This is a genomic window from Bacillus silvicola (genome assembly GCF_050524305.1).
GTDB classification, from domain to species: domain Bacteria; phylum Bacillota; class Bacilli; order Bacillales; family Bacillaceae_G; genus Bacillus_A; species Bacillus_A cereus_AT.
This window is the reverse complement of the sequence record NZ_JBNGVC010000012.1, coordinates 1,781,645-1,792,500: the sequence shown is the minus strand read 5'-3', so window position 1 is coordinate 1,792,500 and position 10,856 is coordinate 1,781,645. Positions and strand designations below refer to the sequence as shown.

The window sequence follows — 10,856 nt, the reverse complement described above, 5'->3', positions numbered from 1 at the left end:
AAGCTTCTAGCGAGATAAAAGGTGCCTGTACCGCAAACCGACACAGGTAGGCGAGGAGAGAATCCTAAGGTGTGCGAGAGAACTCTGGTTAAGGAACTCGGCAAAATGACCCCGTAACTTCGGGAGAAGGGGTGCTTTCTTAACGGAAAGCCGCAGTGAATAGGCCCAAGCGACTGTTTAGCAAAAACACAGGTCTCTGCGAAGCCGTAAGGCGAAGTATAGGGGCTGACACCTGCCCGGTGCTGGAAGGTTAAGGAGAGGGGTTAGCGTAAGCGAAGCTCTGAACTGAAGCCCCAGTAAACGGCGGCCGTAACTATAACGGTCCTAAGGTAGCGAAATTCCTTGTCGGGTAAGTTCCGACCCGCACGAAAGGTGTAACGATTTGGGCACTGTCTCAACCAGAGACTCGGTGAAATTATAGTACCTGTGAAGATGCAGGTTACCCGCGACAGGACGGAAAGACCCCGTGGAGCTTTACTGTAGCCTGATATTGAATTTTGGTACAGTTTGTACAGGATAGGCGGGAGCCGTTGAAACCGGAGCGCTAGCTTCGGTGGAGGCGCTGGTGGGATACCGCCCTGACTGTATTGAAATTCTAACCTACGGGTCTTATCGACCCGGGAGACAGTGTCAGGTGGGCAGTTTGACTGGGGCGGTCGCCTCCTAAAGTGTAACGGAGGCGCCCAAAGGTTCCCTCAGAATGGTTGGAAATCATTCGTAGAGTGCAAAGGCATAAGGGAGCTTGACTGCGAGACCTACAAGTCGAGCAGGGACGAAAGTCGGGCTTAGTGATCCGGTGGTTCCGCATGGAAGGGCCATCGCTCAACGGATAAAAGCTACCCCGGGGATAACAGGCTTATCTCCCCCAAGAGTCCACATCGACGGGGAGGTTTGGCACCTCGATGTCGGCTCATCGCATCCTGGGGCTGTAGTCGGTCCCAAGGGTTGGGCTGTTCGCCCATTAAAGCGGTACGCGAGCTGGGTTCAGAACGTCGTGAGACAGTTCGGTCCCTATCCGTCGTGGGCGTAGGAAATTTGAGAGGAGCTGTCCTTAGTACGAGAGGACCGGGATGGACGCACCGCTGGTGTACCAGTTGTTCTGCCAAGGGCATAGCTGGGTAGCTATGTGCGGAAGGGATAAGTGCTGAAAGCATCTAAGCATGAAGCCCCCCTCAAGATGAGATTTCCCATAGCGTAAGCTAGTAAGATCCCTGAAAGATGATCAGGTTGATAGGTTCGAGGTGGAAGCATGGTGACATGTGGAGCTGACGAATACTAATAGATCGAGGACTTAACCATATAATATGAAGCAATGTTATCTAGTTTTGAAAGAATATAAAAAACTTGTTGACTTTTAAAAGTGAATGAGTTACAATAATTCTTGTCTTAAATGAATACAGTCTGGTAATGATGGCAGAGAGGTCACACCCGTTCCCATACCGAACACGGAAGTTAAGCTCTCTAGCGCCGATGGTAGTTGGGACCTTGTCCCTGTGAGAGTAGGACATTGCCAGGCGAATGGAGGATTAGCTCAGCTGGGAGAGCACCTGCCTTACAAGCAGGGGGTCGGCGGTTCGATCCCGTCATCCTCCACCATTTTTGCCGACTTAGCTCAATTGGTAGAGCAACTGACTTGTAATCAGTAGGTTGGGGGTTCAAGTCCTCTAGTCGGCACCAGAAAATCATGGCGGTTGTGGCGAAGTGGTTAACGCACCGGATTGTGGCTCCGGCATTCGTGGGTTCGATTCCCATCAGTCGCCCCATTTTTTCTTAAAAAATTATAACATGCGGGTGTGGCGGAATTGGCAGACGCACTAGACTTAGGATCTAGCGCCTTTGGCGTGGGGGTTCGACTCCCTTCACCCGCACTTTTAATAAAATAACTCATACATGTCTTGCGGAAGTAGTTCAGTGGTAGAATACAACCTTGCCAAGGTTGGGGTCGCGGGTTCGAATCCCGTCTTCCGCTCCAATTTTCAATATGACATGCCGGGGTGGCGGAACAGGCAGACGCACAGGACTTAAAATCCTGCGGTGGGTGACCACCGTGCGGGTTCGACCCCCGCCCTCGGCACCATATGCGCCCGTAGCTCAATTGGATAGAGCGTTTGACTACGGATCAAGAGGTTAGGGGTTCGACTCCTCTCGGGCGCGCTTTTATTAACGGGAAGTGGCTCAGCTTGGTAGAGCACCTGGTTTGGGACCAGGGGGTCGCAGGTTCAAATCCTGTCTTCCCGATATTCCAAAAAACATGGGGCCTTAGCTCAGCTGGGAGAGCGCCTGCCTTGCACGCAGGAGGTCAGCGGTTCGATCCCGCTAGGCTCCACTTATTTGAATATTATTTATGGCGGTGTAGCTCAGCTGGCTAGAGCGTACGGTTCATACCCGTGAGGTCGGGGGTTCGATCCCCTCCGCCGCTACCATAAAGGACCTTTAGCTCAGCTGGTTAGAGCAGACGGCTCATAACCGTCCGGTCGTAGGTTCGAGTCCTACAAGGTCCACCATTAGAAGTTTATATCTCGGAGGTATACCCAAGTTCGGCTGAAGGGATCGGTCTTGAAAACCGACAGGCGGCGAGAGTCGCGCGGGGGTTCGAATCCCTCTACCTCCTCCATTTTTTCTAAATTAAATATTATATTATCGCGGGGTGGAGCAGCACGGTAGCTCGTCGGGCTCATAACCCGAAGGTCGCAGGTTCAAATCCTGTCCCCGCAACCAAATGGTCCCGTGGTGTAGTGGTTAACATGCCTGCCTGTCACGCAGGAGATCGCCGGTTCGACCCCGGTCGGGACCGCCATTTTATTAAGGCTCGGTAGCTCAGTCGGTAGAGCAGAGGACTGAAAATCCTCGTGTCGGCGGTTCGATTCCGTCCCGAGCCACCATTTTGAAGTCGCAAGCCGGCTTAGCTCAATTGGTAGAGCAACTGACTTGTAATCAGTAGGTTGGGGGTTCAAGTCCTCTAGCCGGCACCACTTTCAAAATGAGCCATTAGCTCAGTTGGTAGAGCATCTGACTTTTAATCAGAGGGTCGAAGGTTCGAATCCTTCATGGCTCACCATTTTCAATTTAATGCGGGTGTAGTTTAGTGGTAAAACAAGAGCCTTCCAAGCTCTGGTCGAGAGTTCGATTCTCTTCACCCGCTTTTCAATTATGGGCCTATAGCTCAGCTGGTTAGAGCGCACGCCTGATAAGCGTGAGGTCGATGGTTCGAGTCCATTTAGGCCCACCATAATTATTCCGCAGTAGCTCAGTGGTAGAGCTATCGGCTGTTAACCGATCGGTCGTAGGTTCGAGTCCTACCTGCGGAGCCATATTATAGAGAAGTACCCAAGTGGCTCAAGGGGCTCCCCTGCTAAGGGAGTAGATCGCGAACGCGGTGCGAGGGTTCGAATCCCTTCTTCTCTGCCAGAACTGGCCCGTTGGTCAAGTGGTTAAGACACCGCCCTTTCACGGCGGTAACACGGGTTCGAATCCCGTACGGGTCATACTAAAAGAGATAGCATAATCTGCTATCTCTTTTTTGTTGTGTAAAAGTGGACTTTGGATAGTCCGCTTTTTTTTATAGATTTTTTGTATACTTTTTTCTATTTGAATCGTCTAACTAATAGAAAGGAGAGAGCGATGGAGTATGAAAAGGTCATTATAGAAACATCAAAAAGTATTTATAGGTATTTGCTTAAAATTGGAGTAACACCAGCAGAAGCAGAGGATATCGTTCAAGATACGATACATAAAGCATTATTATCTATACCGAACATAAAAATTACTTATATAAAAACATGGTTATTTCAAGTTGCGATTAATAGGCACCGTGATTTAGCAAGAAGGCAAAAGCGTATTGAAGAGATCCCGATTGAATCTGTTCAATTAATTGGATCAAAAGGATTAGATGAACCGATTTTAAGAAAAGAGCTTCAAGTAGAAATACAAAGCATACTTGGAAAGATGAATCCAGCATATAAACATATTCTTTTATTAAAGTATGACTATGAACTCTCATATAAGGAAATAGCAACCGTATTAGAGATGAAAGAAGAGACAGTGCGTGTTTCATTGTATAGGGCTCGCAATGAGTTTAAAAAGCTTTATAGGAGGTTTGAAGATGGGCAGAGATGAATTTGATTTTGATATAGAATCGAGTAAAGTCTCAATGATGTTGAAAAAGGCGAAGAGAAGACAATTATTTAAAATAATATTAATTTCTACTTTACTTTTTATTGTTTTATTCATTGGTTGTATAATAGGAATTTCACAATTGAACAATAGAGCTTACTTAGCGATGGATCGTGATTTAAATATGATTAGACAAATTACAAGGCCTAATACGGAAAGAGGTGTAGCAATTACTTCTAACGGTTTATTTAAAAGTACAGTAGAGTATAAAACGTATAAAGTTATTGAAGGGAAACCTGTTAAGTGGGAGGATGAAGTGTATGAGTATAAAGTTTGGAGTACATTTCGTCGATTATCGAATGTAAACCCGTTAACAATATCAGATAATGTTGTAATGGGTAATGAGCGTATTAATAGGGCAAGTGAATTGTATAACAATCAAACGATGGAAAGAGAAATGCAGTTTTATCTACCATTTGCTTCATATAATAGTTATATAAATGATATAGAGAAAGTTAATGGTGAAAATAAGGTAGCTGAATTGGCTATATCTTTTGATAAACCATATAAAGTGTCTGAAATAAAAAAGATGTTGCCAGAAGGAGTGCATCCTGTTTGGTATTGGGTGGACACATATTATGATAAAAAATCATATCATTTAGATGACGTCACTGAAAGTGCTTATGAGGTGTACGGTTTTAAAGCAAAGTCAGGTGATATTGAATTTGGTAATGGAAAGGAAAAAGATTTTCTTTTAGCAATTCAAAACGGTTTAGATCAAAAGGGAAAGTATTATGAGGAATATAAACGTATATATGACTACCTGAAAGGGAAGAAAACAAAACCAAGTGAGGAAGATGTAAAAGTTATTGGTGTTGTTGTGACAGGAATGGCTGCGGATTTACAAAAATTAAAAAATCAAAATTACGTAAAAGCTGCTGTATTAGGGGCTACTGCGGAAAATAGATAATATAGAAGAAGCTGTCTTTCAATAGGGGATCTATTGGAGGCAGCTTTTTTATGGTGTTATCATTGTCGAGTTTTGTCGGTAAGTCGATATATTCAGAAAATCGCCGATATAATTTCACTTGCCGATAAAAAAATAAGAAAAACCCGTTCACAATCTAAGCGAAACACCTAAATTGGTATTGATTCCACACCTGCCACGATAACTTTTTCACAATAATCCATGCTACAATATGAATGTAAAGAAGTTAAACAACATTAAATTAGTATTTTAATTAATTACTTAAACAATAATAAAAAATAGATGTAAACAATTGAAAGGGGAAATTAACATGAAAAAAGGTATCAATCGCGTAGTATTAGTAGGAACAGGAGCTGTAGGTTGTAGTTATGCCTACTCAATGATCAACCAAGGTGTAGCTGAAGAATTCGTATTAGTAGATGTTAATGAAGCAAAAGCAGAAGGAGAAGCAATGGACTTAAGTCATGCGGTACCATTCTCTCCAGCAGCAACAAAAGTTTGGAGCGGTAGCTATGCAGATTGTAAAGATGCAGATCTAGTTGTTATCACTGCTGGATTACCACAAAAGCCAGGCGAAACTCGTTTAGACTTAGTTGAGAAAAATACAAAGATCTTTAAACAAATCGTTCGCGGTATTATGGATAGCGGATTCGATGGAATCTTCTTAATCGCAACAAACCCAGTTGATATTTTAACTTACGTAACTTGGAAAGAATCTGGCTTACCAAAAGAGCGTGTAATTGGTTCTGGTACTACTTTAGACTCTGCTCGTTTCCGTTACATGTTAGGTGACTACTTAGATGTAGATCCACGTAACGTTCATGCTTACATCGTTGGTGAGCACGGTGACACTGAACTTCCAGTATGGAGCCACGCTACTGTAGGTGTACAAAAACTAGAAACAATCTTAGCGAACAACGAACAGTATAACCAAGAAGATTTAGATAAAATCTTTGAAAATGTACGTGATGCAGCTTACCATATCATCGAGCGTAAAGGCGCAACTTACTACGGAATCGGTATGTCACTACTTCGTGTAACTAAAGCAATCTTAAGCAACGAGAACAGCGTATTAACTGTATCTGCATACCTTGAAGGTCAATATGGTGAGAAAGATGCTTACGTAGGTGTTCCAGCTGTTATTAACCGCGAAGGTGTACGTGAAATCGTAGAACTTGAATTAAACGAAGAAGAAAAAGTGAAGTTCGCTCATTCTGTAAAAGTATTAAAAGAAACAATGGCACCAGTACTATAATAATTGCTAAATAATTCAGAGGCGGGAAACTGCTTCCTACCTCTGAGTTTTTATATAATTTAATATAAATTCCTTTTCCGGTTTCCCTTGTATATCCCCAATATACCCCTATTGCTGGATAAGGGTCGTTTATAGAAAAGAGCACTCTATTTTATATAGAGTGCTCTTTATTATCCCGCTATTTGCCGGGCAGCCCGATTGGTGAAGGCTAATAATCAGTGGGGGGATGAACAAAACCCCCACTGATTAAAGTTTCACTTTATTATTTTTTAGGCGTTAATCCTAATTTCTTTAAAATATCTGCAAGAGTACCGCTTTTTGATTTTTCAACAGGCGTTTGTGATGTAGCTGCATCTGGCCCTTTCTTCAAGAAGTTCTTTTCAACGAAACGAATATCTTTTTCGTCGACAATACCATCTTTGTTAAGATCGCCGTCTTTTACAGATACTCCTTTTTTACCATAGTTGCTCGCGATAATTTCAGCATCTTTAATATCAATTACCTTATCTCCATTTACATCACCTGCAAGATTTTCATCAGGTCGTGCATAATAATATTGGCCAAGCAGCTTACCATCTTTTTCAGTACCTAATTTCGTTGTTAGGCGGCTTGTTAAATGCCCTGGGACTTCTACGTATAAGTTATAGTCACGTTTATTAACAGGAAGTCCATTTAATTTAAAGTATCCGTATTTATCTAGTGAGCCTTCAAACTTATGACGGTAAGAATCAGTTGCATATACTTTTACGCCAAGTTTCGTATAATCGAACTTTTCATCTAAATATCCACGTTCATTTACGGATGCGCCAGGTTTAATATTTCCTTCCACGAGTGAATTGAGTGACATAACTGAGAATGTTTGATCTTGAAGGACACGCATTCTATTTGGCTCTGTTTCTCCTTGTTTCCAGTAAGCAAACACTGATGAATCTAACTGAGCATTTGCTTCATAAAACTCATCATTTTCGACTTTAAAAGTTACATCAATGAACGGGAAATCACCATCTAATCCAGCGAAGTTTTTGTCATCGATAGCGCCGCCGACTGTAACAGAGCCTGATTCTAGTTTCGGCTCATTTACTTTTGCTGTTACACCTTTTTCGGAAAGGAGTTTTTCAAAAGCAGGATTGAATTTCGCATTTGCAAATTTGAAGTTCTTCTCTAGGAATTTGACGTTAAATTCTCCAGAGATGAATTGTTTCACATGTTTGGCGTTTAGCGTCACAGTGAATTCATCATCTTTATATACTTCTTTTTTATCATAACTAGTTTTCGCATATTGAGCTCCTTGCGGGATAAACCAATAGTTATTTACACCGCTTGGATAGTCGGGGCCTGCAGTTGCATAATCGAAAATATATACGCCTGTGTTCATTGGGCCTTCCACTTTAAAGGATTCAGGAGTAATGCCAACTTTAAAGTCACCATTTTCATTAATAGGTAAAAACTTATGCAAGTATGGGGAATAGTCATAGTACATAACCCCGTTCGCTTCTTGCGTAATGTTTAACCCTTTTCCTTTTAAGTAGTCAACGTTTGAATCATACACATTTCCTTTAATCCATAATGCCTTTTTACCGTCTTCTACTGTATAGTTTTCTTCATTTAATTCATAAATACCAGGTTTTAATCCAGTTAATTTCACTTCTGGCGGTGTATTATCAATTACGACATAATCACCTTTCACACGTGCCTTCCCGGCTTTATCATAGCCAACAAATTCAATTGTGTAATCTCCTTCTGGTAAGTTGATTTTCTCATCACCAATTGGTTTCGCCGGATCATTTGTGAAAGGATACACTTTTCCGTTAAAGAATGAATCTAAGTAGTAATACACATCAGTTTTTAGTCCACTCGTGTTTAATGTCCCAAGGAAACCGAGAGCTTTACTTGTTTTCGAATCTTTAACGATAAGATCTAACGTTTCAAGTTCACTGTTTAATTGGAATGCCCCGTGAACATATGACTCACCATATGGATTAAATTTAGATGTATCAGTTGAAATTGCTTTTCTTGATAATATGGCATTTTCAATACCAGGTTCTGAAACACGAATAGAGAACGGAATTTGATACGTTTCTTCTTTATTTTTCGTATTTGTAATATGAATATATCCTTCATATCGGCCTTGCTTCACGCCAGCTGGAACATTAATTTTTGCTTCAATTTCATCTGATTTACCAGAATCAAGAGTAATTGTTTCTGGAACAGAAACTTTTACACCGTTTGCTGTAGCGTCGTTAATAGAAGATGCTGGTGTATAAGAAATTTCTGTTTTAAATTCTTTTTTCTCTTGTTTATTATGGTTTTCCACTTTTATATTTCGTTTTTGTTCAAGAGCTTCGCCGTCTTTTTGATAAAATTTACCGAATGCAATAGAACCAGTTTCTTCTGGTACTTCAATTACTTCATCATTCACAACTGTTTTTGTTGTATCTAACACTTTAAAACTTGTTTCCGTATGAACAGCGTTGTACGCATCTACTCGCCCAGCTCCAACTTCATATACGGAATATTTTTCTTTTAAATCGTCAGCAGTGTTCATAAGAGACGCTTTTACATCGAATGGAGAGTATTCTGGGTGTTCTTGTAAAATAAGAGCAGCAACGCCAGCGATATGAGGAGATGCCATGGATGTTCCTTGCATACGTTCATAGGAAACATCGTAGTTTTCGCCCTCTTGTGGGTCGTTAATATATTCAGGAACTGTTGAAAGTACAGCAACACCAGGCGCTGTAATATCAGGTTTAATATCATCATTTGATGTAACAGGGCCGCGTGAGCTAAAGTCTGCAAGATGATCGCCTTCTGTTTGAACGTAACTAAGTTCGTCAAAAGTAAAGGATGTGTTACCTTGTTCGATTTGAGCTTTTAGTTTTTCCCCGTCTTCTTTCGTTAGGCGGAATGCTGGAATGTATTTTGTGCTTTCGCCAACGTAGAAAGGAATTTCTCCATCCACATTGTTATAAATAATAACGGCCTTTGCACCTGCTTGTTTTGCGTTAGCAATTTTTTCATCAAATGAGAGTGTACCACGTGCAACGAGAGCGATTTTTCCTTTTACATCTTTTTTACTAAACTCGTCAGGAGTACCGATTCCTACAGATTCAATAGGTAAAGATTGTCCTTTGAAATCCTCTATTTTATCAGTGAAGTTTTTTCCGAATAAAATTAGGTTAGGGAATTGTAATTGTCCAGCATGACCTGATAGTTTCGGTAAGGAAATAGAGCTGTCACTTGCTCCAACTGTAATAGCAAAGGGAGAAGCACCTGGTGATCCGAGTGTCGCTGGATTTGGACCAGAGTTCCCAGCAGCAACGACTGTAACAACACCGGAAAGCATCGCGTTATTGACAGCTATAGACGTTGGATCAAGTGGATTATTGCTATCGTCACCTAACGATAAGTTAATAACGTTCATACCGTCAGAAATAGATTTATCAATTGCAGCAATAATACCTGAACTAGCTCCACTTCCGTACGGGCCTAGCACACGATAGTTATACAGTTCAATGTCAGGTGCAACACCTTTTACTGCTGAATCTGATTTGCTTTTCTTTTGAGCAGAAACGATACCTGCTACGTGAGTACCATGAGCGGTGTAGAAGGAAGAACCACGATCATCAAATTCAGGAGCACCAGATTGTTGCCATTCTGAATAAGTAGTCTCCATCGGATCTGCATCATTATTAATAAAGTCCCAACCTTTTACGGAGTTTGGATCTATCTTACTAGAATCTTCGCCGGGTTTTGCACGGTAACCTTTATACACGTCCTTTAAGTCAGGGTGATTGTAATCAATACCTGTGTCTAATACACCAACTTTAATTCCTTTTCCAGTAATGCCTTCGCTATGTAACTTATCTACTCCAATTTGCGGGATGCTATCTGTTAGTTTTTGAGGTGCTTTCTGCTCCGCTTGTTTCGGTAAATTTAATTTCACTTCGTAATCTTTCCAAATACGTTTTACAACACCAATCCGTAACAATTCTTCAACTGTATTAGCTGGTAATGTCATAGCAACGCCATTTATCGCATGCTTATAAGAACGTTTAATTTGTACAGACTGAAAATTGCCTGATTTTACTGATGGGCTGAATTGATGAAGACGTTTTAATCCTTTTTGGAATTCCTCATGCTCTTGATCAATACGTGCTTTTATATTTTCAGGGGCAGCTTGTAGCCCTTTTTCTTTTTGTTTTAATTCATTAATCTTTACTGGAGCAGTTTGAAATTCTACAATAATATTTACGGGCTCAGAACTACTCGTATTAATATCTGGCGAAATCGTAAAAGCAGGATTGGCATCTAACGTTTGTAATGCCTGACGCTGTTCTTTAGAGAGCTTTGATAGTAAAGACTGAGCGTTTGATGAGTCAATTTGGTTAATAGGATTTTCAGCAAGTACATTGAACGGAAGGGCAGTTGAAAATAGAACGCCAGCCGTTACAATTCCCGTAACAATACGATTTTTCTTTTTCATTTATAGGCCTCCGGTAA

Annotated in this window: 4 protein-coding genes, 22 tRNA genes and 2 rRNA genes (1 of these 28 cut by a window edge); 27 read left to right on the top strand and 1 reads right to left on the bottom strand. The window is 41.4% G+C overall.

Annotation, left to right across the window (positions count from 1 at the left end; all coding sequences use genetic code 11):
• The 27 genes from ACP6L7_RS21410 to ACP6L7_RS21280 form a co-directional block, all read left to right on the top strand.
• Positions 1-1,299: ribosomal RNA gene (locus ACP6L7_RS21410) — 23S ribosomal RNA — on the top strand (it extends 1,623 nt beyond the left edge of the window).
• A 101-nt stretch (positions 1,300-1,400) separates the two neighbouring features.
• A 5S ribosomal RNA gene (gene rrf, locus ACP6L7_RS21405) occupies positions 1,401-1,516 on the top strand.
• Positions 1,517-1,520: 4 nt separating this feature from the next.
• Positions 1,521-1,596, top strand: a tRNA-Val gene (locus tag ACP6L7_RS21400).
• A 5-nt stretch (positions 1,597-1,601) separates the two neighbouring features.
• Positions 1,602-1,677: transfer RNA gene (locus ACP6L7_RS21395), tRNA-Thr, on the top strand.
• A gap of 10 nt (positions 1,678-1,687) precedes the next feature.
• Positions 1,688-1,763: transfer RNA gene (locus tag ACP6L7_RS21390), tRNA-His, on the top strand.
• Positions 1,764-1,787: 24 nt separating this feature from the next.
• A tRNA-Leu gene (locus ACP6L7_RS21385) sits at positions 1,788-1,868 on the top strand.
• Positions 1,869-1,897: 29 nt separating this feature from the next.
• Positions 1,898-1,972 (top strand) — tRNA-Gly (locus ACP6L7_RS21380).
• 16 nt (positions 1,973-1,988) lie between these two features.
• Positions 1,989-2,077 (top strand) — tRNA-Leu (locus tag ACP6L7_RS21375).
• A gap of 3 nt (positions 2,078-2,080) precedes the next feature.
• A tRNA-Arg gene (locus tag ACP6L7_RS21370) sits at positions 2,081-2,154 on the top strand.
• Between the two features lie 10 nt (positions 2,155-2,164).
• Positions 2,165-2,238 (top strand) — tRNA-Pro (locus tag ACP6L7_RS21365).
• 15 nt (positions 2,239-2,253) lie between these two features.
• Positions 2,254-2,326 (top strand) — tRNA-Ala (locus ACP6L7_RS21360).
• A gap of 20 nt (positions 2,327-2,346) precedes the next feature.
• Positions 2,347-2,423 (top strand) — tRNA-Met (locus tag ACP6L7_RS21355).
• A gap of 4 nt (positions 2,424-2,427) precedes the next feature.
• Positions 2,428-2,504: transfer RNA gene (locus ACP6L7_RS21350), tRNA-Ile, on the top strand.
• Positions 2,505-2,521: 17 nt separating this feature from the next.
• Positions 2,522-2,614: transfer RNA gene (locus ACP6L7_RS21345), tRNA-Ser, on the top strand.
• A 27-nt stretch (positions 2,615-2,641) separates the two neighbouring features.
• Positions 2,642-2,718: transfer RNA gene (locus tag ACP6L7_RS21340), tRNA-Met, on the top strand.
• Positions 2,719-2,721: 3 nt separating this feature from the next.
• Positions 2,722-2,797: transfer RNA gene (locus ACP6L7_RS21335), tRNA-Asp, on the top strand.
• Positions 2,798-2,806: 9 nt separating this feature from the next.
• A tRNA-Phe gene (locus ACP6L7_RS21330) sits at positions 2,807-2,882 on the top strand.
• Positions 2,883-2,896: 14 nt separating this feature from the next.
• Positions 2,897-2,972 (top strand) — tRNA-Thr (locus tag ACP6L7_RS21325).
• 10 nt (positions 2,973-2,982) lie between these two features.
• Positions 2,983-3,058 (top strand) — tRNA-Lys (locus tag ACP6L7_RS21320).
• 13 nt (positions 3,059-3,071) lie between these two features.
• Positions 3,072-3,142 (top strand) — tRNA-Gly (locus ACP6L7_RS21315).
• Between the two features lie 10 nt (positions 3,143-3,152).
• A tRNA-Ile gene (locus tag ACP6L7_RS21310) sits at positions 3,153-3,229 on the top strand.
• Positions 3,230-3,236: 7 nt separating this feature from the next.
• Positions 3,237-3,311: transfer RNA gene (locus ACP6L7_RS21305), tRNA-Asn, on the top strand.
• A 6-nt stretch (positions 3,312-3,317) separates the two neighbouring features.
• Positions 3,318-3,408 (top strand) — tRNA-Ser (locus ACP6L7_RS21300).
• 5 nt (positions 3,409-3,413) lie between these two features.
• Positions 3,414-3,485, top strand: a tRNA-Glu gene (locus tag ACP6L7_RS21295).
• Between the two features lie 136 nt (positions 3,486-3,621).
• Complete coding sequence (locus ACP6L7_RS21290; RefSeq protein ID WP_097829506.1) at positions 3,622-4,116, top strand: RNA polymerase sigma factor; 495 nt, start codon at positions 3,622-3,624, stop codon at positions 4,114-4,116.
• Positions 4,103-5,083, top strand: coding sequence for an anti-sigma factor (locus ACP6L7_RS21285; protein ID WP_430529378.1), 981 nt, complete (start codon positions 4,103-4,105; stop codon positions 5,081-5,083). Before ACP6L7_RS21290 ends, ACP6L7_RS21285 begins: the two co-directional genes overlap by 14 nt.
• A gap of 328 nt (positions 5,084-5,411) precedes the next feature.
• Positions 5,412-6,356, top strand: coding sequence for an L-lactate dehydrogenase (locus tag ACP6L7_RS21280; protein ID WP_000715333.1), 945 nt, complete (start codon positions 5,412-5,414; stop codon positions 6,354-6,356).
• A 262-nt stretch (positions 6,357-6,618) separates the two neighbouring features.
• Here ACP6L7_RS21280 and ACP6L7_RS21275 read toward each other — a convergent pair whose 3' ends face one another.
• Complete coding sequence (locus ACP6L7_RS21275) at positions 6,619-10,839, bottom strand: S8 family serine peptidase (protein ID WP_430529377.1); 4,221 nt, start codon at positions 10,837-10,839, stop codon at positions 6,619-6,621.
• Positions 10,840-10,856: the final 17 nt, after the last annotated feature.